We start from the raw sequence: 25,286 nt of genomic DNA, 5'->3' as shown, positions 1-25,286 counted from the left end.
CAACCGAAGGATCGAGAGCTCGTGAGCAAGGTCCCCCCGATCATCCTGAACAACGGCGTCGAGATGCCCCAGCTGGGCTTCGGCGTCTGGCAGGTGCCGGACGCGGAGGCCGAGACGGCCGTGACGACGGCACTGGAGGCCGGCTACCGCAGCATCGACACCGCCGCGATCTACGGCAACGAGGAGGGCACCGGACGGGCCCTCGCGAAGTCGGACGTCCCGCGCGAGGACCTCTTCGTCACCACCAAGCTCTGGAACAGCGACCAGGGGTACGACTCCACCCTGCGGGCCTTCGACACGTCCCTGTCGAAGCTCGGTCTCGAGTACGTGGACCTGTACCTGATCCACTGGCCGGCGCCCGCCCGGGACCGGTACGTCGACACGTACAAGGCGTTCGAGAAGCTGCTCGACGACGGCCGGGTCCGCGCCATCGGCGTGTCCAACTTCCTGCCGGAGCACCTGGAGCGGCTGGCGGCCGAGACGTCGGTGGTCCCGGCGGTCAACCAGATCGAGCTGCATCCGCATCTGCAGCAGCACGCCTCGCGTGAGTACCACGCGGAGCGGGGCATCGCGACCGAGGCGTGGTCGCCGCTCGGTTCCGGCAAGGGGATCCTGGAGATCCCGGCGCTCGTGGCGATCGCGCGGAAGCACGGGCGTACGGCGGCTCAGGTGGTGCTGCGCTGGCACCTTCAGCTGGGGAACATCGTCATCCCGAAGTCGGTGACGCCGTCCCGGATCGCGGAGAACATCGATGTGTTCGGGTTCAGTCTGGACGCGGAGGACCTCGCCGCGATCAGCGCGCTGAACGAGGACCGGCGGATCGGTTCGGACCCGGCGGAGGTCAACAGCTGATCCCGCACACGCGACGGCCTCCTCCGCCACGGGGGAGGCCGTCGCATGCGTCCGGACGACGATGATCAGCCGGGCCTGCCGACTGTCCCACGACCACGGTGGCGACGTCACACGGGCCGCACCGCCGCGTGGACCGTGTGGGCCGCCAGGACGAACACGTCCGGGCGGTGGTGGACGCTCGCCTTGTCGTCGGGGTCGAGGAGGCGGTCGAGGGTGGCGCGGTCGTCGGCGTCCAGGTCCTCGCCGATGACCTCGCGCGTCCGGGTGAGGGCGGCGACCACATGGGCACGGGAGCGGTCCGTGACCGGGGCGGGGAGGTCGAGGAGGAAGGTGCGCGAGCGGGCGTGGTGCAGGCCGGCCGAGGTCAGCAGGGCCGGCCAGTCCTCGACGACGGCCACCGAGCCCGGCAGTTCGGCGCGCATCCGGCCGAACCTCTCCTCCTCCACCACGTTGATGCGCGCCTGGAGGCCGGGCCGGCCGAACCCGATGTCGCGGGGCAGGAACCGGACGGGCAGACCGCCCTCCATCACGGCCAGCGTGCCGCCGGGCGCCAGCCGCTCCGCGCAGGCGGCCAGCGCGGCGGCCTGGTCCCCGAGGTGGTGCACGCTGCGGCTGGCCCACAGCAGGTCGGCCGGGTAGTCCAGCTCGCCGAGCACGTCGGGGAGTTCACCGGCGAGGGTGCCGAAACGGTCGCCGGCGCCCAGGCGCCCGGCCCGGTCCCTGGCCCGCTCCAGCAGCGGTTCGCTGCCGTCGACGGCCACGACCCGCGCGCCCGGGAAGGTCTCGGCGAACAGACACGAGATGACGCCGGGGCCGCTGCCCGCGTCCACGATCAGTCCCGGTTCCGTCACCTCCTTCGCCAGCCAGTTCAGGGCCCGCTCGTAGAGCGGTGTGTACAGCTCCGCCTCGGATTCGAGCAGGGGGGCCATCTCGGCCCAGTCGTGGTCGTGCCCGTGCTTGTGCCCGTGCCCGTGCTTGTGGTCGTGGTCGTGCTTGTGGTCGTGGTCGTGCGCCATGGTGCTCAGCCTCTCCGCTCGGATGCCGTCAGGGTGCGACGACGCACCGGCGACGGGCAACCGACGTTGCCGATCCCGCAAAAAGGGCGCGGCGGACGAGGCGCGCGGCGGTCCGCCGGGGCCGGACCCGGCAGGTCCTGCCCCGGCGGACCGGTGGTCAGCCCGTCACGACAGCGGCGGGTACGCGTTCCTCATCAGCTCCTGGAACTGGGCGGAGAACCAGTGCCCGGAGATCGGGGCATTGCCCAGCGCACCCGACATGTTGTTGTCGTTGCGCGGGTTGCCGGTGTACGTCGGGTCGCACATCCGGTCGAAGCCCTTGCCCTCGTCGTTCTCGATGGCCTCGCTGGCCCCGTCGGACTCACCCGGGGGCTTCATCCACACGTAGGCGTCGATCCCGGGCTCCGGGGAGGCCTGCGGCCGCTCACCGAGGCCGGCTCCCGACTGGTTGCACCAGTTGCCCGTGTTGAAGCGGCGGTCGTAACGGCCGCCGTCGACATAGGTGTCCACGCTGGTCGTGGCGCCGGGTCCGGTGGGCCGGTTCGCGCCGCCCCAGCCGTTGCGGGAGGTGTCGATCAGCATGCCGATGCCGGAGTCGAAGCCGATCGAGACCAGCTTGTCGCGCAGCGCCTGGGCGTACGACAGCTCGTCGACGTAACGGTTCCAGCTGACCCACTTGGACTCGCGCACCGACTTGCCGGCCACGTTGTCGTTGATGGAGAAGTGGTCCTCCTTCAGCGCGCTGTAGTTGGCCGTGTTGGCGATGAAGCCGTGCACGTCGGCGACGGTCGCGCCCTCGGCGGTCGCGGCCTGCTTGAACATGTCGGCGGAGGCGCCGAAGTTGTCGTCCCAGCCCAGCCAGCCGTGGTGGCCGGCGTCCACGTAGTTGTAGACGTTGGGCACGTCGCCGAGCTTGTTCAGGGCGTAGCCGACGCCCTTGACGTAGTTGCCGTTGGCCTTCATCACGTCACAGTTGGGCGTGACGGTGGGCCGCGGGGAGACGTTGGTGACCAGGTTCGGCAGGGAGTCGATCTCGACCGTGGTGACGATCCGCAGGCCGGCGTACTTCTCGTCGGCGAGGATGGCCTTGATCGGGTCGATGTACTGCGTCTTGTACTTGTCGATCTCCGTCGGGCCGAGCTCGCCGTTGGAGGCGAGGGCGGCGCAGTCACGGCCGGGCAGGTTGTAGATGACGAGCTGGACGACGAGCTCGCCGGAGCCCTTCTGCGTGAGCGCCTCGTCGAGGTGGTCGCGCAGGCCCATCTTGCCGTTGGCGCCGCCGATGGCGGCGATGCGGTCCAGCCAGACACCGGTGGGCTGGTTCGCGATGCGGCTGCCGCCCGGCTCGGCGGCGGCGTTCGCGGACCACTCGGGGTTCACGTACACCTTGGCGCCGTCGTAGGGGTTGTTCACCCGGTTGCCGGGCGGGTCCGGCGGCGGGTCGGTGGGGCCGCCGGAGTCGACGTTGCAGGTCACGCCGTCGAGGGTGAAGGTGGCGGGGACGGCGTTGCTGCCGCTGTAGGTGCCCTGGAAGCCGAAGGAGGTCGAACCCCCGGTGGCGAGGGTGCCGTTGTAGGACTCGTTGACGGCGGTGACGTTCGCGCCGGACTGGCTCACCTTGGCGTTCCAGCCGCTGGTGACCTTCTGGTTGCCGGCGTAGGACCACTTCAGCGACCACGACGACTTGGCGGCGCTGTTGTTGGTGATCGTCACGGACGCGGTGAAGCCGGAACCCCAGTCGTTCTGCACCTTGTAGTCCACGGTGCAGGGGACGGCGGCAGCCGCGCCGGCGGCGCCGGGGACGGCGGCGATCGCCGTCCCGGTGGCGCCGGCGACCAGCGCCATCGCGGCGAGAAGCGCGGTTCTGGTGCGACTCATCGTGCGGGTTTCCTATCCGTAGGGGGCTGTCCTTCTTGGGCGCGCGCGGACGATCGCGCGGCCTGGTGCCTCACGGGTGGGGGTGCCGTTCAGACCTGATGGGGGCAGGCCCGCGGTGCCGGCCGGACGTTTCCGGGCAGCACGGACGGCACGTGGATCCCACGGAACGAGCGACCCCGCGTCAGGTGCTCCACACGTGCACGGGGGTGGCTAAAAGTACTGAACGCGGGGGGTGGCGCATCGAGCGACTCCTTGCAGCTCGGACGCGTCGTGACGGACGCGTCGACTGATGGAACCGCTCCCACTGGTGCACATGAAGCTAGCGCCAAGCGACGGTGAAGAACAGAGGGTCCACCGACTTTCAGGCAAGTTGAACCGTCGAATGTTTTCGACTTGCCCCAAGGGTTGACCGCACCCCACCCCATCCTCACTATGGGAGCGCTCCCACTGGTTCAAGGCTTGACATGTACGAGTCGCAGGAGGAACCAGCACCATGCATCCCCCACCCAGGAGACGCAGAGGCTTACGGAGATCACTGACGGCCGTCGCCGCTGCTCTCGCGCTTCCGCTGACCATGCTCTCGACCGGCTCGACTCCCGCTCAGGCGGCCGCCATCCAGTGCAGCGTCGACTACAGGACGAACGACTGGGGTTCCGGATTCACCGCGGATCTGACCCTCACCAACCGCGGTGCGGACGCCATCGACGGCTGGACCCTGACGTACGACTACACAGGCAACCAGAGACTCTCGAACGGCTGGAACGGCAGCTGGTCGCAGTCCGGCAGGACCGTCACCGTGAAGGACGCCGGGTACAACGCCCGGATCGCCGCCGGCGCCGCCGTCACGACCGGCGGCCAGTTCACCTACAGCGGCGGCAACGCCGCTCCCACGTCGTTCGCCATCAACGGCACCCCCTGCGTCGGGGCCCACCAGCCGCCGATCACCGTGCTGACCAGCCCTCAGGCCGGCGCCGTCTACACGCAGGGCGAGACGGTCCCGCTCGCCGCCACCGCGGCGGCGGCCGACCAGGCCACCGTCACCAAGGTGGAGTTCTACGACGACACCGTACTGCTGGGCACGGACACCAGCTCGCCCTTCACGCTCTCCGCCTCCGGTTTGACCGTGGGCAGTCATTCGCTGGTGGCGAAGGCGTACGACAGCATGGGGGCCTCCGCCTCCTCGACCCCGGTCGGCATCACGGTCGCCTCGGGTCCCGCCGTGGTCGCCACGCCGTCCCAACTCGGCGTCCAGCAGGGCGAGTCGGGCTCGTACGAGGTGAAGCTGTCCAAGCAGCCGGCCTCGAACGTGACCGTCACGACGGCCCGGGCGAGCGGCAACTCGGGACTGTCGGTCTCCGCCGGCGCCTCGCTCACCTTCACACCGTCGAACTGGAACACCGCGCAGAAGGTGACGATCGCCGCCGACTCCTCGGGCAGCGGCTCGGCGGTCTTCGAGTCCTCGGCACCGGGCCACGCCAAGGCGGCGGTCACGGTGACGCAGCTGGGCGCCGAGAAGGCGTACGACGCGCGCTTCCTGGAGCTGTACGGGAAGATCACCGACCCGGCGAACGGCTACTTCTCGCCGGAGGGCATCCCGTACCACTCGGTGGAGACGCTGATCGTCGAGGCGCCGGACCACGGTCACGAGACCACCTCTGAGGCGTACAGCTACCTGCTGTGGCTCCAGGCCATGTACGGCAAGGTGACCGGCGACTGGTCGAAGTTCAACGGGGCCTGGGAGATCATGGAGAAGTACATGATCCCGACCCACGCGGACCAGCCGACCAACTCCTTCTACAACGCCTCGAAGCCGGCGACGTACGCGCCCGAGCACGACACCCCGAACGAGTACCCGTCGCAGCTCGACACGGGCGTCTCGGTCGGCCCCGACCCGATCGCGTCCGAGCTGAGGTCCGCCTACGGCACCGACGACGTCTACGGCATGCACTGGATCCAGGACGTCGACAACGTGTACGGCTACGGCAACTCGCCCGGCACGTGCGAGGCGGGTCCGTCGGACACCGGGCCGTCGTACATCAACACCTTCCAGCGCGGCCCGCAGGAGTCGGTGTGGGAGACCGTCCCGCAGCCCACCTGCGACGCCTTCAAGTACGGCGGGAAGAACGGCTACCTGGACCTGTTCACCAAGGACGCCTCGTACGCCAAGCAGTGGAAGTTCACCAACGCCCCGGACGCCGACGCGCGCGCCGTGCAGGCCGCGTACTGGGCGGACCTGTGGGCCAAGGACCAGGGCAAGGGCTCCCAGGTCTCCGCGACCGTCGCCAAGGCCGCGAAGATGGGTGACTACCTGCGCTACGCCATGTTCGACAAGTACTTCAAGAAGATCGGCAACTGCACCAGCCCGTCCTGCCCGGCCGGCACCGGCAAGGACGCCTCGCACTACCTGCTCTCCTGGTACTACGCCTGGGGCGGCGCCACCGACACCTCGGCGGGCTGGGCCTGGCGCATCGGCTCCAGCCACGCCCACGGCGGCTACCAGAACCCGCTGGCCGCGTACGCGCTGAGCGAGTACGCGCCGCTGAAGCCGAAGTCGGCGACGGGCGCGGGCGACTGGGCCAAGTCGATGCAACGCCAACTGGAGTTCTACCGCTGGCTGCAGTCCGACGAGGGCGGCATCGCGGGCGGCGCGACCAACAGCTGGGCGGGCCGGTACACGACCCCGCCGTCCGGCACGCCGACCTTCTACGGCATGCACTACGACGAGAAGCCGGTCTACCACGACCCGCCGTCGAACCAGTGGTTCGGCTTCCAGGCGTGGTCGATGGAGCGGGTCGCCGAGCTGTACCAGCAGACCGGCAACGCGCTCGCCAAGTCGGTCCTCGACAAGTGGGTCGACTGGGCGCTGTCGGAGACCACGGTCAACCCGGACGGTTCCTTCCGGATCCCGTCGACGCTGCAGTGGTCGGGCAGGCCCGACACCTGGAACGCGTCGTCGCCCGGCGCCAACAGCGGGCTGCACGTCACCGTCGCCGACTACACCAACGACGTCGGTGTGGCCGCGGCCTACGCCAAGACGCTGACGTACTACGCCGACCGCTCCGGTGACACCGAGGCGGCGGCCACCGCGAAGGCACTCCTCGACGGCATGTGGGAGAACAACCAGGACGCGCTCGGCATCGCCGTCCCGGAGACCCGCGCCGACTACAACCGCTTCGACGACCCGGTCCACGTCCCGAGCGGCTGGACCGGCACCATGCCCAACGGTGACGCGATCAACTCGTCGTCGACGTTCGCGTCGATCCGTTCCTTCTACCAGGACGACCCGGCGTGGTCGAAGATCGAGTCCTATCTGGCGGGCGGCGCCGCGCCCACCTTCACGTACCACCGGTTCTGGGCCCAGGCCGACATCGCCCTGGCCATGGGCTCGTACGCGGAGCTTCTCGAATAGCCCCCGCCGACGCTCCGCGTACCGGCCCCGGCACCTGACGCCGGGACCACACGGCCGGGCGGTCCCACCCGCGCACGGTGGGGCCGCCCGGCCCTCGCACGCTCTCCCCACTCCCCCTCCCCCCAAGAGGAAGGAACCTCCCGTGCGAAGAACCCGTGTTCTCACGACCGTGCTCGCGCTGGCGGCCGGTCTGCTCGCGGGCGGCCCGCCCGCTCTGGCCGCCGGCGCCCCGGAGCCGGCCGGCACGCTCGCCGCCGACACCTACACCTGGAAGAACGCGCGCATCGACGGCGGCGGCTTCGTGCCCGGCATCGTCTTCAACCGCGGTGAGAAGGACCTGGCCTACGCCCGCACCGACATCGGCGGCGCCTACCGCTGGCAGGAGTCCACGAAGACCTGGACCCCGCTGCTCGACTCGGTCGGCTGGGACGACTGGGGGCACACCGGCGTGGTGAGCCTCGCCTCCGACTCCGCCGACCCCGACCGGGTGTACGCGGCGGTCGGCACGTACACCAACGACTGGGACCCGACGAACGGCGCGGTGCTGCGCTCCACGGACCGGGGCGCGAGCTGGAAGAAGGCGGACCTGCCGTTCAAGCTGGGCGGGAACATGCCGGGACGGGGCATGGGGGAACGGCTGGCGGTCGACCCCCACGACAACGACGTGCTGTACCTGGGCGCGCCCAGCGGCCACGGGCTCTGGCGGTCGACCGACGCGGGCGCCACCTGGTCGGAGGTGACGGCGTTCCCCAACCCCGGGAACTACGCGCAGGATCCGAGCGACACCTCCGGGTACGCGTCCGACAACCAGGGCATCACCTGGGTCACCTTCGACGAGTCGACGGGCGGCACGGGGACGGCGACGAGGACAGTCTACGTCGGGGTCGCCGACAAGGAGAACGCCGTCTACCGGTCGACGGACGCGGGCGCGACCTGGCAGCGGATCGCCGGGCAGCCGACGGGATACCTCGCCCACAAGGGCGTCCTCGACGCCGAGAACGGCTACCTGTACCTGGCCTACAGCGACACCGGCGGCCCGTACGACGGCGGCAAGGGCCGGCTGTACCGGTACGCGACGGCGACCGGCGCCTGGACGGACATCAGCCCGGTGGCGGAGGCCGACACCTACTACGGCTTCAGCGGCCTGACCGTGGACCGGCAGAACCCGGGCACGGTGATGGCGACGGCGTACAGCTCCTGGTGGCCGGACACGCAGATCTTCCGCTCGACGGACAGCGGCGGCACCTGGACGCAGGCGTGGAGCTACACCTCGTACCCCGACCGCGAGAACCGCTACACGATGGACGTCTCGTCCTCCCCGTGGCTGACCTGGGGCGCGAACCCGTCGCCGCCGGAACAGACGCCGAAGCTGGGCTGGATGACGGAGGCGCTGGAGATCGACCCGTTCGACTCCGACCGGATGATGTACGGGACGGGCGCGACGGTCTACGGCACGGAGAACCTGGGGAACTGGGACTCCGGGTCGAAGTTCACCATCACCCCGATGGTGCGCGGCCTGGAGGAGACGGCCGTCAACGACCTGATCTCTCCCCCGTCCGGCGCCCCGCTGATCAGCGCGCTCGGTGACGTCGGCGGCTTCCGGCACACGGACCTGACCAAGGTGCCGCCGATGATGTTCACCCAGCCGAACTTCACCTCGACGACCAGCCTCGACTTCGCCGAGTCCAACCCCAACACGGTGGTACGGGCCGGCAACCTGGACTCCGGTCCGCACATCGCGTTCTCGACCGACAACGGCGCCAACTGGTTCGCGGGCACCGACCCTTCGGGCGTGAGCGGCGGCGGGACGGTCGCGGCGGCGGCCGACGGCAGCCGGTTCGTGTGGAGCCCGCAGGGCGCCGGCGTGCACTACGCGACCGGTTTCGGCACGTCCTGGTCGGCGTCGAGCGGCATCCCGGCGGGGGCGGTCGTCGAGTCCGACCGGGTGGACCCGAAGACGTTCTACGGCTTCAAGTCCGGCAAGTTCTACGTCAGTACGGACGGCGGCGCGACGTTCACGGCGTCGGCGGCGACGGGGCTCCCGGCCGGTGACAGCGTGCGCTTCAAGGCACTCCCGGGTGCGAAGGGCGACGTGTGGCTGGCGGGCGGGGCGAGCGACGGGCCGTACGGCCTGTGGCACTCCACGGACTCGGGCGCGACCTTCACCAAGCTGTCGAACGTCGACGAGGCCGACACCGTCGGCTTCGGCAAGGCGGCGCCGGGCGCCTCGTACCAGACGCTCTTCACCAGCGCGGAGATCGGCGGCATACGCGGCATCTTCCGCTCCACGGACCGGGGCGCGACCTGGACCCGGATCAACGACGACGCCCACCAGTGGGGCTGGACGGGCGCGGCCATCACCGGTGACCCGCGGGTCTACGGCCGGGTCTACGTGGCGACCAACGGCCGCGGTGTCGTCTACGGCGACACCTCGGACACCGGCGGCGGCACGGACCCGGAGGAGCCCGGTCCGTCGGGCGCCTGCACGGTGACCTACAAGATCACCAACCAGTGGGGCGACGGCTTCCAGGCCGACGTCCGGCTCACCAACACGGGCCCGGCCACCTGGAACGGCTGGTCCCTGACCTGGTCCTTCACCGACGGCCAGAAGATCTCCCAGCTCTGGAACGGGTCCCCCGCCCAGTCCGGTCCGGCGGTGACGGTACGCAACACCGACTGGAACGGCACGGTGGCGGCGGGCTCGTCGGTCGCCTTCGGCTTCACGGCGACCCGGTCCGCGACGAACTCCGCGCCGACCGTCTTCGAACTGGGCGGACAGACCTGCGCGGTGCGCTGAGGACCGCCGGTGGGGGATGACGACCGGGCCCCCACCGGCGACAGCGAAGGAGCCCCGATGCACGGACGGCCGGTTCACCGAGGCCGTGACCCGCGGGCCGGACGCCCGCCTGTACCGGGTACGGGCGGGCGAAGGGGCCGGGGCCACCGAGCGGGTGGCGCTTCTACAGGTCCTCGAACGTGCCCTGGGCGTCCAGCCTCACCTTTCGGCGGCCGACGAGGGGCACGGTGCCGAGGGCTCCCCGGGCCGAGACGCCCGCGCGCAGGGTGGTGTGGAGGTGGGCCTGCGTGGCGCCGTCGGGCAGGCCGGCCAGAAGACGCAGGGTGCGGTCGACGTGCAAAGGTGCCTCCCCGACCTGGAGGAAGTCCCACCAGGCCGCGGCGAACATGGGGCCGGACGAGGTGAGCCGGGGGAAGAACACGTCCTGTTCCCTGGCCCGTTCGACGGTGACCTCCGGTCCCAGGGGGACGATCTCGGTCTGAAGGGACAGGCCGCCGCCGTAGCGGGTGATCACTCTGACCGGGTCGGTGGCCACCTCGTCCTTGGGACTGAGGTCGAGGACCGTGCCGTCACTGCCGGAGACGTCCACGCTCACTCTCACCCAGCGCAATCGGCACTCCGGGTGCCGGTGGGCGACACACCGCAGCGAGATGTCGACCGCGACCCCCTGGCCGTTGCCGAGCGGGTTCCAGGAGGCGGGCCCGGCTCGCAGGGCGAACCTGTTCTCCCGTGCCAGCAGCCTGACCGTCCGGTCCACGGCGACCGGTTCGGCACGCTCTTCCAGCGCCGCTTCGTCGATGTCCATGGTGTAGTCGACGACGTGTTCGCCGGCTCCCGTGTCCTGTCCGTTCCCCACCCGTTCCTCCTTCATCGCCAGTCACCGACGGCCACGAACGCGCCCCAGTGGTAGAAGTGCCGGCGGTGCGGTGGCGTGCCCGCCACGGCCCGTGCGGCGTGGTGGAGCGCGTCCGCGCAGCCGAAGCCCTCCGCCAGCTCCCGGTGGAACGCGGTGAGCAGCACGGCCGCGGACCTGTCCGCCACCTTCCACTGGCTCACCACGACCGACCTGCACCCGCCCAGGAACAGGGCGCGCGTGAGCCCCACCGGTTCGTCCCCGGTCCGCTGCTCGTTCACGCCTGTCTCGCAGCCGCTGAGCACCACGGCACCGGCCCCGACACGGCGGCCCACGAGGTCGGAGGCGCGCAGGACACCGTCGGCCATGTCCATGCCCCGTTCGAAGCCGTCCCCGGTCGAGAGGTGTCCGTGCCCCGCCAGATGCACCAGCGCGCACGCGTCGAGCGCGTCCAGTACGCGCGCCGTCGTCACCTCGGCCCCCAGCCTCTCCCGGACCGAAAGGAGCCGGGCCACGGCTCCGGCCTCCTCGGCCGACCTCGGGAGGTCGGACCGCGAGTCACCGAAGACCGATCGCGCCCCCGCTCGTGTCCGCTCCCCCCGCGTCGTCCGGTTCAGGAGGTCGAGCAGCACGGCGCTGCTCGGGCTGTAGCACACCGGATTGCGCAACAGCAGCGGCTCACCCGCGACGGGGAGTGTGTGCAGCGGCAGGTCGTGGAGGATTCCGTGCGGTACGAGGTACAGGATGTCCCCGGGTGAGGCCCAGTCGGCCAGGGGGGCGACGAGGGAGGAGAAGGAGTGCCAGTCGCGCTCCCCTCCGTCGGCGAGGTCCTGCATCATCAGGCGGACCCCGCCGGGGCGGCGGAAGTACTGGGCGGCGTAGCGGGACAACCGCGCGTGGTCGACCGCGACGGTCTCCACCCGCGGCGCGGCCCAGTCGGCGCGCAGGGCGAACAGCAGGGTTCCCGTCGGGCCGCACCGGTACTCGGCCACGACGATCCGCCGCCCGGCGGTGTGCCGCTGTTCCCTGCCGAGTGCGGCACGCAGCGCCTCGTAGGCCGGCGGCTCGACGGACTTGGCGCGCGCGTAGCCGGCCATCGGGCCCGTGCGCATCGTGGCGAGAAGTCCGTCGATCTCCCGGCGCAGGGCCAGTTCCTCCGCGTCGGTGGCCGCCGGCCGCTTCCGCAGGTCCTGTTCCCGTGCGAGTTCGGGGACCCGTCTCAGGACGGGTTCGGGGGGCGTGAGCTCGCCGAGTCCGTCCAGCAGGGCCCGGGACTTGGACCGCTCCAGCCATCCCAGGGCCTTGGCCGCGTCGGCCCTGCGGTACCAGTGCAGTTCAAAACCGAGACGGTAGATCTCCGAGGTGTCGCCGGCCAGGGCGATGCGTACGTGCTGGGTCCGCAGCGCGGTCGTGTCCGCGGTCGCCGCTGCTGCCCGCAGCCGGTCGACCTCTCGGGCGGCCTCGTCGAGCAGGGTGTCCGCCCGGGACCAGTGGCGGGCGCGGTCCCTCTCGGTGGACGCGTAGCGATCTCCCGTCTCCAGGGCGCAGATGCCGCGGTGGAACAGGACCCGCCAGATCTCCGGGCGCAGGCCCGCGGTGGCCAGCAGCCCCTGGACCTCGGCGAGGCACCGGTCGGCGTCCTCGTACAGCGCGGCCCCACCGCCGTGGCGGGCCCTGTCCATCAGCACCAGGGCCTGGTAGCTGAGGGTGAAGGCCAGTTGGGGGCCGAGGCCGAGGGTCCGGCACAGGTCCTCGGCCCGGCTCAGCGACGTCCCGCACTCCTCCCAGTCCTGGGTGAAGAAGGCCGCCTGCCCGCGCTGCTGGTGCACCGACACCAGGTGGACGCGGGCGTCCAGGGTCGTCAGGGGCTCCAGCAGCGCTGTGGCCCGGTCGAAGAGGCCGGCTGTCTCCTCGGGGGAGAGGAGCGTGGTCCCGCCGCGTCTGCGGGCCAGTACCGCCACCCACGCCTCGAGGGCCAGGCAGCGCGCCTCGTCCACGGGAAGACCCAGTCGGCGGGCCGCGGCGGCACCCCGCTCCAGGTGTACGCAGGCCGCCGGTCCGTCGGAATCGGCCAGCAGCCCGGCCAGTGACAGCGACACCTCGGGCAGCAGACCGGCCGGCGCCGGGCGGTCCCGCAGTTCACGGTCGATCTCCCGCAGCAGCGGCACGGCCTCGTCCCTGAGGCCCATCGCCGAGAGCACCGACGCGCGCACGACCGCCTGCCCGACGAACTCCCCCGCCTCCGGGGGCACCCGCCGTGCGGTGAGGATGTCGGCGCGTCCGCGGTCGCCGGCTCGGAAGGCGGTGTCCGCCTCGCCGATCGCCCGCGCGTCGTCGGCGAGGGGATGCCCGATGAGCCGGGTCAGGCCGGCCGCCTCCTCATCGGCGTTCTTCCGCGCCTCCGCATCGCCGTGGTGGACGTGCCACTGGGACAGCGCCTGCCACGCGCTCAGCTCCTGGGCCGGTACCCGCGCCTCCCGGAAACCGTTCGCGGCCTTCTCGGTGAGGGCGACGCCGTCGGGCACCCCGTGGTTCAGGCACAGGTGCCCCAGGGCCAGGTACGCCCGTGGTTCGCCGAGGCGGCCGCCGGCCGCGGTGATCCGCGCCGCCGCGTTCTCGAGGGCGGCCACGAGCGGCTCGGGCTCCCGTCCCCGCGGCTTCCCGAAGTCGGTGGCGAACCAGACCTCGAGGTCCAGTTCCGCCAGCGCGAACGCCGATTCGGCGGCCGACAGGCCGTCACCCCGCCGCTGCGCCGCTTCCAGGGCGACCGCCAGCAGATCACGTGCCCGGGCGGGGTCGGCTCCCGGGTTCCCGCGCAGGAACGACGCGGCCCTGCGTACGGCCCGGTCGGCGTCGCCGGGCATACCGGCGTCGAAGTAGGCGTCCGCCGCGGACTCCCATGCGTCGGCCACGGCCGTGCGCCGGCCGGGTTCCTGACCTGAGAGCAGGAACCGCAGTGCCAGGCCCTGCGCGCGGAGGTCACCGGCCAGCAGGCCCGGTGCCGAGGCCCCGCGGGCGGCGGCCCGCTCGCAGTGTGCGACGAACGCGTCCAGCGCCCGGGGGGTGAGCGCCGCCCTGCTTCTGTAGACCTCGGTCAAGCGGCTCCACAGATCGGCGACGCCGTCCGGGGCGAACCGTCCCCGCGCGTCGTCGACCAGGACGCCCGCCTCACGGATCAGGCCCTGCTCCAGCCGGCACCGGAGCAGGAGCGTCCACACCTCCTCGTCCCAGCCGTCCGGGACCGGCCGGCGCGCGGTCCCTCCGACCGCTCTCACCAGTTCCGCGTACCGCTGCTGATCGAGCAGCGCCCTCACCTCTGAGGCGTTCACATGACTCCCCGTCATTCCGGTCGTCCGCCGGGACCGCGGGGAGACGGTGCCGCCCTTCCCGGGCACACGCACCACGGTCCGACCGTCCGAGCGGGGCGACGGACAGGAGAATGCCCTGTTCATCGGTCCCGGACGCCGGGAAACCGTCGTCCTACGCCCGCATCCGGCCCGATCACCCGGACGACGTACGTCAGGTGTACTAGGCGGTTTCGTCTGGATCAGCGGGCGGACCGGAGGAAGACGCCCGTGATGTGAGCCCCGGCGAGGTGGATGGTCGCGGTCTTCTCGTAGCGGGTGGCGATGCCGCGCCACTGCTTCAGGCGGCTGACGCACCGCTCGACGGTGTTGCGCCGCTTGTACGCCTCGCGGTCGAAGGCCGGCGGTCCGCCGCCCGCGCGCCGAACGCGCCCACCTGCTGAACCCGGTCCAGGCAGCCGACGGCTCCGACGCCCTCACCCGCCCCCGGCCTTGCCCTCACCGTCCGCACGGCCGGACCCGGCTCGTCCCGCGATGAGGGCCTCCTCCTCCCCCGCCCTCGCCGGCATCCTCCTCCGGAGAAGACGTAGGCCCCCTCGTGGACAAGGCCCTCGTCGTCACCGCCGGCGGTCCTCAGGTCACGTCGTGTGGAGCTGTGGCCTCCTGGGTGAGCCGGGAGACCAGTTCGAGCCAGCCGCTTTCCAGTCGTCGCAGCGGTAGGTCGCACTGGTCGCTCAGATGCCGGAGAAGAGCGGGCTCCAGGTAGCCCAGCAGCGCGTGGCCGAACAGTTCCGCGTCTGCTTCCGGTGCGGCCAGGCCGAGCAGGACGCTGATCCGCTCGTGGTACGAGCGGCGAGGTGCGCGCCGGTAGCGCTGGTCGGGGGCGGGCTCGGCGGCTGTCTGGAGCTCCATCTCCTGGGCATAGCGCCGTATGGCGGCCACTCCGAATGCGCGAAGCTGCTCGATGGCCTTGTCACGGCCCTCTGCTTGGTCCAAGCCGCTGAGGTGAGCGGCCTGGAAGGTGTCCTCGGAACGCTGCAGCAGGGCTTGCAACAGACCTGTGCGGTCGCCGAACCGCCGGAAGACGGTGCCTTTGCCGACACCTGCCGCGGTGGCCACCGCTTCCATGGTGAGGTGCTTCAGCCCATGCTCCCGCGCTATCCGTGCCGCGGCGTCGAGCAGGCGGGCGTGATTGCGTGCCGCGTCCACGCGCAACCGTCTGTTGTCCTCGCGAAGACGCGGTGAGCGGTGCGCGGGTGGTGTTTCACTCCGATGGTTGCCTGCCGGGCCCGGACCGGGGCACGCTTCCGGCGGAGGAGCAGCCTGTCGGTGCGGTACCGCCCGTGTGACCGTCTCGACGAGGTCCAGCGCCAGGCCGGCAGTGTGCGGCGCGGCTGCGTCGGGCTTCTCGACCAGCGGCAGCAGGTCGGCCAGCAGGGTGACGAAACGTCCGCCGTTCTCGTGGATGGCCGTCATCGAGCCCTCCCTTATCGCGGCCCGGATGCCGACCGCGCTGAGCGATCCGGTCCCGGCGGCCGACCGGGCGAGAAGCTCGGCCAGGCGATGTTCGAGGCCGGTCGGCTGCCACACGCCGTGGCGGAAGTCCCGCAGGAGGGCCTTGAGTCGTTCCTGGACGCTGTCGGGATGTGAGTACTGAGGAGGGTGGGGCTCATCGGGGGTGGTGGACACTCGGAACGCTCCCAAATGGATCGTGGAGTGCGGGCGTTGAAGGCCTGGGGGTAGCCGGCCCGTCGGCGGCGGTTTCGTGAGTCAAGCGGGTGCGGCCCGCATCCGCGGCAGTGTGGGTGGGGCCCGGCAGCACCGGGGTGGCGCCCTGCGGGTGGAGGGGGCCACCCCGGTGGGACCGTCCCACCCTGGGATCAGTCGCCGGGAAGCAGGACGGTCTCGTCGCCCTCGAACCAGGCGTTGTCGATCGTCAGCCGGCTGATGCGCCAGGTGCTTCCGTCGCGCGTCAGGTCCGCGTCGTAGCGGTTCATCATCAGTGCGTGCCGGGTCCGGTCCGGCTTGGGGCCTTCCTGCGGCAGGTAGTGCTGAGCCATCGCATAGCAGTACACGTGGGCGGTGTCGCCGTCGACGGTGGCGCGGATGTTGCTGATCACGTGGCTGGTGTCGAGCGGGCCGACCGCCGGGATGAGCGCTCCCACGACGGTGTCGCGCGGCTTGAGCGCGGGGAAGTCGAGACCGATCTTGCTCGTGGCCGGTGTCAGGTCGACCAGGGCGTCCTCGGTCAGTGACGAAGCGAGCAGATCGGCGTCGCCGTGGTCGAGTCCCGCGGTGTAGCGGTGCAGTGTGTCGGCGATCGCGGCGTGGTCGGTCAAGAGCTGCAGCTTGTCGTCGGACATCGGGCGCTCCTCGGGGGGAATGTTGTGGTTCAGGCGGAAGACGTTGTCCGGGTCGAAGCGCCTCTTGATGCCTCGGAGCCGGTGGTAGTCGGCTTCGTCGTAGGCGGCGCTCACGTCGGAGACGCCGGTGTCCTGGGCGGCCATGAAGTTCAGGTAGCGGCCGCCGGTGGACCAGGGGCGCATCCGCCGCAGAAGCTCGTCGGCGTAGGCGTTCATCGCGGTGAACGCATCGGGTGCGCCGACACCGACGACCCAGAGGGCGAACCGGGCGTCCCGGTGTCCGACGGCGTTGTCCGCGGCGTGGGCCAGGGCGCCGCCGAGGTGACGCAACTCGACGAAGTGCACCGGGCAGTCGGCCGTCGGGCCCGCGGCGGTCAGGATCTCCTCAACGGCTTCGGCGGTCAGTGAGCGCAGCATCACGGTACGTTCCATGAACGGTGCCGGGTCCGCCGGGTCGTTGTGGATCTGGGCGAAGGACGCGTACGGCATCGGACCCAGCGTGTCCGCGAGGACAGGTGCGGCCGCCCGCAGCGGCGCGACCAGCCGGGCGGCTTCGGCTTCCGGGCCGAGGGAGGAGATGCGGACGTGCACGGCGAACCGGCCGGCGAGGAACGGGGGCACGCCGGGCAGGGCCGGCAGGCGCAGCAGGGCGATCGATGAGCTCAACTCGTCCGGGGCCGCGGCCGTGACCTGGGCGTAGGCGTGCAGGACGGCTGCCGCGTCGGCGCCGTCGAAGAAGAGGCCGCCCGCCCACAGCTCTTTCACCGGGAAGAGCGCGAACTCCATGGCGGTGACGACACCGAAGTTGCTCTTGCCGCCGCGCAGCGCCCAGAACAGGTCGGGTTCCGAGGCGGCGTCGACATGGCGCAACTCGCCGTCGGCCGTCACCACCTCCAGCGAGGTGACGTGGTCGGCCGCCCATCCGTGAGCACGGCCCATGGTGGGGCTCAAGCCCCCGCCGAGGGTGTAGCCGACGACTCCGACGAGCGGGGAGGAGCCGTTGAGCGGGGCGAGCCCGAACGGGGTCGCCGCGTCGATCACTTGCTGCCAGCGGGCTCCCGCCGTCACGCGGGCTGTGCGGGCTGCGGGGTCGATGCTCACCTGCGCCATGCGGTGCGTGGTGATGAGGACCGCGTCGTCGGCCGGGATCGTCGCCTGGTGGCCGGTGGCCATGACGGCGACCGGCAGACGCCGCTCGGCGGCGAAGCCAACGGCGACCTGCACGTCGGTGCTGTTCGCGGCTCCGACCACGACGCAAGGGTGATGGGTCACGGCAAGGTTGAAGGGCGCGCACTCGTCGGCGAACCCTTCGTCTTCCGGTCCGAGTACGGGCCCGGTGATCTGCGCTGCCAAACCGGCGCGCGTGAGTGAATCGAGCATGTGCGCATTGCATCGAGCGCCTGTCGACGTGGCGTCGACGGCGCGTCGACGAGGCGTTTCACCCACGGGACGCAGGTGGTCTTCCGTGCGTTCTCACCGCGGGTGACGCGGGGGTTGTGCGGGTGCGTCGCCTCGCGCGGCCGCTGCGGGAATCAGGGCAGCGAGAGCGACACCCTGTCCGCGAGAGCGTCCGGAAGATCGGTGATCTGGTCCAGTACCGCGCGCAGGTCCTTCTCACCGACCGTGTTCTTGCCGGTCAGGCAGTGATGCAGCAGCCGGTGCAGCGCTTGCTGGCAGTGCTCGTGTCCCAGCCCGTTGAGGGCCTGGCGTCGCGCGAACGCCTTGACGAGCCCGAGGAAGTGGTAGCCGCCGTTCTCGCCGGTCTCCACCACATGAGCGTCGACGAGGGCTTCCATGACGGCAGTGGCTTCGCTGACGGGCAGGTCGAGCACGGCCGCAGCCATGGCGGCGTCCAGCCGGCCGCAGTCGGGAACGGCGGTGAGGTGGAAGGCGTCGCGGTGGAAGGTGTCCATGCGTGCCTGGGCCTCACGGAACGGTCTGTCGACGATCTTGCAGTCCTCGTGCATGACGACCGGCAGGCGCAGATCGTCTTCGAGCTGGGCCAGGATCTGGTCGATCGTCCACGACGGCCGGGCATCCAGCCGGGCGGCCGCCACATGCACCGAGAGCGGCTGGTAGGAGCAGGCCTGCACCAGGCGACTGGCCGCTTCCCGCTCCGCGAACACCCGCCGGGTCCCGGAGATGGCGGCGAGCAGGTGCAACGCGTCCTGGGGCCGCAGGACGCCGAGACGCAGCCAGGGGATGCCGGGCAGGTCGATGATGCGGCGCGGACCGGTCATGACGACGGCACAGCCCGGGGAGGCCGGCAGCAGGGGGCGCACCTGCTCACCGCTGGTCGCCGCGTCCAGGACGATCAGCAGGCGACGGCCGGACACCGTCGTACGCCACAACGCGGCACGTTCGTCCAGCGATGCCGGCAGCCGCGACACCCCGACCGCACGCAGGAACCGGCCGAGTACGTCCAGCGGGCCGACCGGATCCTTGAAGCCGCCGAGGTCGGCGAAGAGTTGCCCGTCGGGAAACAGATGCCGCCGGGTGTGCGCGACGTGGACGGCGAGCGCCGTCTTGCCCATCCCGCCCAGGCCGGTGATGCCGACGACCGGAGCGTGCGCGGCATCACGCAGTGTCGAGGACAGCTCCGCGATCTCCGCGCGGCGTCCGGTGAACACCGCCAGGTCGGCCGGGAGCTGAGCCGGAACCGGCGCGGGCGCGAGGGGCGAGGACAGCTCGCGGCCCGCGGGGGCGGGCGCGTCCTCGGCCTCGCGCAGGATACGGCTGTGCAGAGAGCGAAGTGCGGGCCCGGGGTCCACACCCAGCTCTTCCCGCAGAAGCCGCCGTGTGTGCTGGAAGGCGGCCAGAGCCTCGGCGCGGCGGCCGGCACGGAACAACGACAGCATGAGCTGTTCGTGCAGCCGCTCCCGCAGCGGGTGCTCCCTCACGGCTGCCCGGATCTCGGACGTCAGATCGGACTGCCCGCCGGCCTCCAGCTCGAGATCGAAAACCTCCTCCAGGGCGGCCAGCCTCAGCTCCTCCAGCCGATCACGCTCGAGCTCGAAGAAGGGGCCCCGGACACCCGACAGGGCCGGTCCCTGCCATGTGCCGAGGGCCTGACGCAGGAGGTCGGCGGCACGCGCCGCGGCGCCGTCACGGCGTGCCCGGTGAGCCCGCGCGGCCAGCTCCCGAAACCTCCTCAGGTCGAGGGTCCCGTCACGAACCGTGAGACAGTAACCACTGCCGGTCGATTCGATGACCGCCATGTCGCCGAGAATCGGGCGCAGACGATAGACGTACGTGCGAACGGTGCCCCGAGCGCCGCGAGGCCCGTGCTCACCCCACAAGGCCTCCACGATCGCCTCGGTCGCCACGGGGCGCCCTTCATGCAGAAGCAGCAGCGCGAGCAGTCCACGCTGCTGTGGAGAACCGAGATCGATCTCCTCGTCCCGCCGCCACGCACGGACAGGACCGAGAACCGCAAGACGCATCACGCGACCGCACCCTATCTTTCTCGTGCCCGCCCCGTTCCGGCCCGGTCGGCGAGGCCGCCACGCGGAGCCGGAACGGCGGCACCTGCGTCGGCGGCGAGGTGGAACAGTACGTCGCTGCCTGCCGCCGCGTCCTGCCAGCCGGCCGGCTCGGTCAACTCGCCCCGCACCGGATGCGCGCCGAGGGCCGCGGCCTTGTCGGCCGACGCTTCGCTGCGGACCAGTGCCCGCACCACGACAGCGCACCCGGCCGCCGGGCGGCCGTCTCGAGCGGCGGCCCTGCCGGAGTCGGCAGGGGCGTGCCGGGAACAGGCCGTGGTTCCCGGCACGCCCCAGAAGCGTCACACGGTTCTCCCCCGCCGGACGTCAGGGCGTGAACACCGCCGGCCTCGGCGGTGTCGGCATGTCCGCGCCGATGAAGAAGCCGGTGTGCGGGGGCTGGTTGTAGGCGGTGTTCTGCCAGGCCAGGGACGTGCGGTAGAGGGTGTCGTGGAGGAGGGTGGTGATGCGGCGGTCCGTGTCGTGGGGGGTGGAGTAGATGCGCAGGTTCTTGTTGTCGCCGGTGCGCCAGACGACCTCCTCGCGCCAGTCGCCCAGGATGTCACCGGACAGGACCGGGGTGGCCTTGGTGCCGTTGTTCGAGGAGACGCCCGAGCCGGTCAGCAGGCGGGTGTCGGAGGACGTGCCGTACTTGTCGACGTGGGTGCCGTCGAGGAGTTCGCGGACCGGGTCGCCGTCCCACCAGGACAGGAAGTTGGCGGAGGAGGGCTTGCGGCCCTTGGTGGCGCCGCCCTCGTCACGGATGCCGCCGTCGGAGGAGGACCACATCTCCGGGCCGGAGTTGCCGGACCAGATGTCCCCCGCGACCCCGCGGCCGTTGTCGCAGCAGGCGGAGAGCTTCCAGCGGACCGTGCCGTTCGCGGGGTCGATGTACAGCGCGGCGGGCCGGCTCGTGGACTCGGAGACCTTGTAGTACTCCAGGCCGGACGTCGACGGGTCGAGGTCGCCGAGGTGCTGGGCGTCGCCGTGGCCGGTCCTGGTGGTCCACAGGCCGTTGCCGTTGTCGTCGACGGCCATCGAGCCGTAGACGATCTCGTCCCGGCCGTCGTTGTCGACGTCGCCGACGGAGAGGGCGTGGGAGCCCTGACCGTCGTACCCCTTGCCGCTGTTGGTGGAGGAGTCGGTGTCGAAGGTCCAGCGGCGGGTGAACCGGCCGCCCCGCCAGTCCCAGGCCGCGATCACCGTGCGCGTGTAGTAGCCGCGCGCCATGATCAGGGAGGGGCGGGCGCCGTCCAGGTACGCGGTGCCGGCGAGGAAGCGGTCGACGCGGTTGCCGTAGGAGTCGCCCCAGGAGGAGACGGTGCCGCGGGCCGGGACGTAGTCGACGGTGCCCATCGCCCTGCCGGTCTGCCCGTCGAACATCGTCAGGTACTCGGGGCCGGACAGGACGTACCCGCTGGAGTCGCGGTGGTCGGCGGAGGAACTGCCGATGACCGCGCCGGTGCCGTCCTTCGTGCCGTCGGCGGTCTTCATGGCGACCTCGGCCCTGCCGTCGCCGTCGTAGTCGTACACCTGGAACTGCGTGTAGTGGGCGCCGGAGCGGATGTTGCGGCCCAGGTCGACGCGCCACAGCCGGGTGCCGTCCAGCTTGATCCCGTCGACGATCGTGTTGCCGGTGTAGCCGGACTGGGAGTTGTCCTTGGCGTTGGTGGGCTGCCACTTGAGCACGATGTCGAGGGCGCCGTCGCCGTCGAGGTCGCCGACGGAGGCGTCGTTGGCCTCGTAGGTGTACGAGACGCCGTCGGGGGTGGTGCCGCCGGACGGGGCGCTGATCGGCACGTCCTTGTAACCGGTGCGGAACTGGATGGCGTGCACCGAGTCGCCCTGCTCGGTGCCGTTCACCACCGCGCGGACGGTGTAGTCGGCGTGCGAGGGCGCGCCGGGGTGGAAGAACGTCGTGGAGCCGGTGATCGGGCTGGAGTTGACCTTGGTGCCGGCCCGGTAGACGTTGAAGGCGACGCTGTCCGGGTCGGTGCCGAGCCAGCGCCAGCCGACCAGGTTGCCGCTGCCGGTGTACACGCTGACGACGCCGCGGTCCAGCTTCTCGACCTGCCGTGCGGTGGCGGCCTCGGCGGGCGCCTCCGACAGCGCGGTCAGACCGGCGCCGGCCAGCGCCGCCGCGGCGAGTGCCGCGGGCAGGGCGAGACGGCGTCCGCGGTGCCTGTGGGGGTGGGTCACGGGACGGACCTCCTGGGGGGACGGATGGGTTCCGCCCCTCAGTCGCCGCCGGGGTGCTCCGGGTTGCCGTCCTCCCGCTTCCGGTACGCCCGGAGAGTGAACACCGGGTCGGGGCGGGGCCGGTCCTGGTCGGGGAGCTCGGCCAGCCGGGCGGCGAACTCCTCGGCGACCGGTTCACCCGGCGGCAGGGTGACGAACCAGCCGCGTCGCAGGTCGTCGATGGTGCGGCGGGGGCTGCGGCCCTGCCCGTGCCCCCGGAAGCGGGCCTCCCCCGCGGGCAGCAGACCGTGGGCCGCGGCGCAGGCGTCGACGGTGTCGGGGCCGTCGGGGACCGGGCTGCGCGGACGGGCCGCGAGGACCGCGTCGATGTCGCTGCCGACGTTGTGCGAGGCACCCTTGTGGACGGTGGTGACGTACACCCCGCCGGGCCGCAGCACGCGGGCGCACTCGGCGACGACCGCCCGTACGTCCTCGGGTCCCGCCAACAGGTGCAGCAGCCACACACTGGCCACGGCGTCGAACCGGGCGTCCCCGAAGGGCAGTCGGCGGCTGTCCGCGCGGACCACCGCGCCCGGCAGACGGGCGACGGCCATCCGGGTCATCGCCTCGGAGAGGTCGGCGCCGGTCACCCGCAGACCGGCACGGGCGGCGGCCAGCCGCCGGGTCACGATGCCGGTGCCGCACGCCACGTCCAGCAGCTCCCGCGCCGACGCCGGTACCAGGCTCAGCACGGCCTCCGCGGCGGCCGCCGCCCGGGGTTCCCCGCCGCGCAGGACGTCGTACCGTTCCGCTTCCTCGTCGTAGTCCAGCACGCGCCTCAGTGTGCACCGTGGCCGGGGGCCAGGTCCTCCACCCTGCGGGCGAGCTCGAAATCCTTCTCGGTGACGGCGCCGCCCGCGCTGTGGGTGTGCACGGACAGGGTCACCGTGTTGTAGCCGAGGGTGAGGTCGGAGTGGTGGTCGAGCTCCTCCTGCACCTGGGCGATGTGGACGACCATCGCCGTCGCCGCGACGTGCGAGCCGAGCCGGTAGGAGCGGGTGAGCCGGTCACCGTCGAGCGACCAGCCCGGCAGCTCGGCCAGCCGCTCCTCGATCTCCTTCTGCGACAGCGGTTCGACGGGCATGGGCTGCGCTCCTTCGCCGGTTCGGGTCTCGTGATCCCGTGATCTCGTGCGGGACTCCCAGGCTGCCACAGAAGGCTTCCCGGGGCCCCGGCCGGAAGCGGGCGGCGCCCCGGTACGGCCGTTTCTCGATTACCGTCCTGGCATGACCACTGTCACGTCCGGTACCGCTTCCCGCACCGGGGGCGTGGGTCCGCTGCTGCGCGCCTGGCGGGAGCGGCGGCGGGTCAGCCAGTTGGAGCTGGCCCTGCGCGCCGGCTCCTCCGCCCGGCACATCAGTTTCATCGAGACCGGCCGCTCCCGGCCCAGCGAGGAGATGGTGCTGCGGCTGGCCGAGCACCTGGACGTGCCGATGCGGGAGCGCAACGCGCTGCTGCTGGCGGCCGGTTACGCGCCGTACTACCCGGAGACCCCGCTGGACGATCCCGCGCTGGGGGTGGTGCGCGACGGCATCGAGCGGCTGATCAGCGGGTTCGAGCCGTATCCGGCGCTGGTGGTGGACGGGATGTACGACGTCGTGGCGGCCAACCGGGGGGTCATGGCGTTGTTCGACGGCGTCCCGGAGCCCCTGCTGACGCCGCCGCTGAACGCGGTGCGGCTCACCCTGCACCCGCAGGGGCTGGCGCCGCGGATCCGGAATCTGCGGGAGTGGCGCGGGCACCTGCTGGAGCAGATGCGACGGCACATCGCCCTGCACCGTTCGGAGCGGCTGCGGGCGCTGTACGACGAGGTGGCGGCGTTCCCCGTACCGGAGGAACCCTCCGGCCGGCCGGAGGAACCGGCCGGTCCCGTGGCGTACTTCGCGCTGCCGATGGTGATCGAGCACGCGGGACGGACGCTGTCGTTCGTGTCGTCGATCTCCACGTTCAACACGCCCATGGACGTGACCGTCGCCGAGCTGGCCGTGGAAACCCTGCTCCCGGCGGACCCGGCGACGGCCGAGTACCTCCGGTCCTGGCTGATCTGACGCTTCGTCCCCCGTAGGGGCCGGGTCGATCGCCTCTCGGGCCGTACGCCTCCCGGGTCATGCGGCGAGGACCGGAGGACCGGTGGAACAGGGCGGTCACCTGCGACTCGTGAGAGTGTCGGAAGAACATGACAGACTGAGCGCATGCCCGGGCGCGTTGGGGAGGCGTGGCGTGAGTGAGCGGCGGGCCGCACCCACCGTGGGCCAGGTGGTCCTGGGAAGGCGGCTTCAGGAACTGAGGGAGGCGGCGGGCCTCTCGCGGGAGGAGGCCGCCCGCGTCCTGCGGGTGGCGCCCGCGACCGTACGGCGGATGGAGACCGCCGAGGTCGCGCTGAAGATCCCGTACGTCCAGCTGCTGCTGAGCGCCTACGGGGTGCCCGAGGCCGAGTCCGCCGCGTTCGTCGAGCTCACCGAGGAGGCGAACCGGCCGGGCTGGTGGCAGCGGTACGGCGACGTGCTGCCCGAGTGGTTCAGCATGTACGTGAGCCTGGAGGGCGCCGCCCGCATCGTCCGCTCCTACGAGCCGCACTTCGTGCCGGGGCTGCTGCAGACCGAGGGGTACGCGCGCGCCGTGCTGGAGGCCGGGACGATCGGGACCATCGGACCCGACGTGGTCGAGCGGCACGTGGCGCTGCGCATGGAGCGCCAGCGGCTGCTGGAGCACCCCGATCCGCCGCACCTGTGGGTGCTGATGGAGGAGACGGTGCTGCGGCGTCCGGTGAGCGTCGACGGCCGGGTGATGCGCGACCAGCTCGACAAGCTCCTGGAGTACTCCGCGCGGGACCGGATCACGCTGCAGATCGCCGAGTTCGCGGACGGCCCGCACCCGGGGACGTACGCGCCGTTCTCGCTGTTCCGGTTCGCCGAGCCGGAGCTGCCGGACATGGTGTTCACCGAGTATCTGACCGGCGCCCTGTACCTGGACTCCCGCAAGGAGGTGTCGGCGCACCTGGAGGTCCTGGACCACATGACGGCGCGGGCGGCCTCGGCACAGCGCACCGAGAAACTGCTGCGGGAGTGCCGCGAGCACTACTGAGCCGCGCGC

General features: G+C 71.5%; 16 protein-coding genes and 1 pseudogene. 5 read left to right on the top strand and 12 right to left on the bottom strand.

Features of this window, described 5'->3' with window-relative positions; all coding sequences use genetic code 11:
• Positions 1-63: 63 nt before the first annotated feature.
• Positions 64-852 carry an aldo/keto reductase gene (locus ACF1DX_RS29910; RefSeq protein ID WP_391794348.1) on the top strand — a complete coding sequence of 263 codons (789 nt, stop codon included), beginning with the start codon at positions 64-66 and terminating at the stop codon, positions 850-852.
• A 107-nt stretch (positions 853-959) separates the two neighbouring features.
• Here ACF1DX_RS29910 and ACF1DX_RS29905 read toward each other — a convergent pair whose 3' ends face one another.
• Complete coding sequence (locus ACF1DX_RS29905; RefSeq protein ID WP_391794240.1) at positions 960-1,868, bottom strand: class I SAM-dependent methyltransferase; 909 nt, start codon at positions 1,866-1,868, stop codon at positions 960-962.
• A 165-nt stretch (positions 1,869-2,033) separates the two neighbouring features.
• A complete protein-coding gene (locus tag ACF1DX_RS29900; RefSeq protein ID WP_391794239.1) occupies positions 2,034-3,746 on the bottom strand; it encodes a glycoside hydrolase family 6 protein in 1,713 nt (570 codons plus the stop codon).
• 493 nt (positions 3,747-4,239) lie between these two features.
• Between ACF1DX_RS29900 and ACF1DX_RS29895 the strand changes: the two genes are divergently transcribed.
• Positions 4,240-7,155 (top strand): glycoside hydrolase family 48 protein, encoded by a 2,916-nt coding sequence (locus tag ACF1DX_RS29895; protein WP_391794238.1) that lies wholly within the window; start codon positions 4,240-4,242, stop codon positions 7,153-7,155.
• A 142-nt stretch (positions 7,156-7,297) separates the two neighbouring features.
• Positions 7,298-9,952, top strand: a complete 2,655-nt coding sequence (locus tag ACF1DX_RS29890; RefSeq protein ID WP_391794236.1) for a cellulose binding domain-containing protein — start codon at positions 7,298-7,300, stop codon at positions 9,950-9,952.
• 163 nt (positions 9,953-10,115) lie between these two features.
• On the opposite strand, the gene ACF1DX_RS29885 is transcribed toward ACF1DX_RS29890, so the two are convergent.
• From ACF1DX_RS29885 to ACF1DX_RS29840, 10 genes and pseudogenes are all read right to left on the bottom strand, one after another.
• Entirely contained in the window at positions 10,116-10,808 is a 693-nt protein-coding gene (locus ACF1DX_RS29885; protein ID WP_391794235.1) for a hypothetical protein, read from the bottom strand.
• An 11-nt stretch (positions 10,809-10,819) separates the two neighbouring features.
• Positions 10,820-14,134: a CHAT domain-containing protein gene (locus ACF1DX_RS29880; protein ID WP_391794234.1), complete on the bottom strand. Its 3,315-nt coding sequence runs from the start codon at positions 14,132-14,134 to the stop codon at positions 10,820-10,822.
• A gap of 218 nt (positions 14,135-14,352) precedes the next feature.
• Positions 14,353-14,529 (bottom strand): annotated as a pseudogene (locus tag ACF1DX_RS29875) (IS5/IS1182 family transposase); the annotation flags it as partial.
• A gap of 214 nt (positions 14,530-14,743) precedes the next feature.
• Positions 14,744-15,799 carry a TetR/AcrR family transcriptional regulator gene (locus tag ACF1DX_RS29870; protein WP_391794233.1) on the bottom strand — a complete coding sequence of 352 codons (1,056 nt, stop codon included), beginning with the start codon at positions 15,797-15,799 and terminating at the stop codon, positions 14,744-14,746.
• 191 nt (positions 15,800-15,990) lie between these two features.
• Positions 15,991-17,724, bottom strand: coding sequence for a nuclear transport factor 2 family protein (locus ACF1DX_RS29865; protein ID WP_391794232.1), 1,734 nt, complete (start codon positions 17,722-17,724; stop codon positions 15,991-15,993).
• Between the two features lie 281 nt (positions 17,725-18,005).
• Complete coding sequence (locus ACF1DX_RS29860; RefSeq protein WP_391794230.1) at positions 18,006-19,916, bottom strand: BTAD domain-containing putative transcriptional regulator; 1,911 nt, start codon at positions 19,914-19,916, stop codon at positions 18,006-18,008.
• Between the two features lie 14 nt (positions 19,917-19,930).
• Positions 19,931-20,152, bottom strand: coding sequence for a hypothetical protein (locus tag ACF1DX_RS29855; protein WP_391794229.1), 222 nt, complete (start codon positions 20,150-20,152; stop codon positions 19,931-19,933).
• 130 nt (positions 20,153-20,282) lie between these two features.
• Complete coding sequence (locus ACF1DX_RS29850) at positions 20,283-22,154, bottom strand: rhamnogalacturonan lyase (RefSeq protein ID WP_391794228.1); 1,872 nt, start codon at positions 22,152-22,154, stop codon at positions 20,283-20,285.
• 38 nt (positions 22,155-22,192) lie between these two features.
• The gene (locus ACF1DX_RS29845) at positions 22,193-22,966 is read right to left on the bottom strand and encodes a class I SAM-dependent methyltransferase (protein ID WP_391794227.1); all 774 of its coding nucleotides are present in this window, start codon (positions 22,964-22,966) and stop codon (positions 22,193-22,195) included.
• A 5-nt stretch (positions 22,967-22,971) separates the two neighbouring features.
• Positions 22,972-23,277, bottom strand: coding sequence for a 4a-hydroxytetrahydrobiopterin dehydratase (locus tag ACF1DX_RS29840; RefSeq protein ID WP_391794226.1), 306 nt, complete (start codon positions 23,275-23,277; stop codon positions 22,972-22,974).
• Positions 23,278-23,419: 142 nt separating this feature from the next.
• Here ACF1DX_RS29840 and ACF1DX_RS29835 point away from each other — a divergent pair, with 142 nt between their 5' ends.
• Positions 23,420-24,241: a helix-turn-helix domain-containing protein gene (locus ACF1DX_RS29835; protein WP_391794225.1), complete on the top strand. Its 822-nt coding sequence runs from the start codon at positions 23,420-23,422 to the stop codon at positions 24,239-24,241.
• A 172-nt stretch (positions 24,242-24,413) separates the two neighbouring features.
• Positions 24,414-25,277 (top strand): helix-turn-helix domain-containing protein, encoded by an 864-nt coding sequence (locus ACF1DX_RS29830; RefSeq protein WP_391794224.1) that lies wholly within the window; start codon positions 24,414-24,416, stop codon positions 25,275-25,277.
• The last annotated feature ends 9 nt before the right edge of the window (positions 25,278-25,286 follow it).

It is taken from the genome of Streptomyces sp. NPDC014676 (genome assembly GCF_043084105.1).
In the GTDB taxonomy this organism is placed as follows: domain Bacteria; phylum Actinomycetota; class Actinomycetes; order Streptomycetales; family Streptomycetaceae; genus Streptomyces.
The sequence above is the reverse complement of the archived record's forward strand: the minus strand, read 5'-3'. Positions and strand labels throughout refer to the sequence as shown.

Excerpts from the sequence above, each read along its gene's own strand:
- ACF1DX_RS29860 (WP_391794230.1), bottom strand. The coding sequence starts at position 19,916 with ATGCGTCTTGCGGTTCTCGGTCCTGTCCGTGCGTGGCGGCGGGACGAG.
- ACF1DX_RS29895 (WP_391794238.1), top strand. The coding sequence starts at position 4,240 with ATGCATCCCCCACCCAGGAGACGCAGAGGCTTACGGAGATCACTGACG.
- ACF1DX_RS29910 (WP_391794348.1), top strand. The coding sequence starts at position 64 with ATGCCCCAGCTGGGCTTCGGCGTCTGGCAGGTGCCGGACGCGGAGGCC.
- ACF1DX_RS29840 (WP_391794226.1), bottom strand. The coding sequence starts at position 23,277 with ATGCCCGTCGAACCGCTGTCGCAGAAGGAGATCGAGGAGCGGCTGGCC.
- ACF1DX_RS29900 (WP_391794239.1), bottom strand. The coding sequence starts at position 3,746 with ATGAGTCGCACCAGAACCGCGCTTCTCGCCGCGATGGCGCTGGTCGCC.
- ACF1DX_RS29835 (WP_391794225.1), top strand. The coding sequence starts at position 23,420 with ATGACCACTGTCACGTCCGGTACCGCTTCCCGCACCGGGGGCGTGGGT.
- ACF1DX_RS29905 (WP_391794240.1), bottom strand. The coding sequence starts at position 1,868 with ATGGCGCACGACCACGACCACAAGCACGACCACGACCACAAGCACGGG.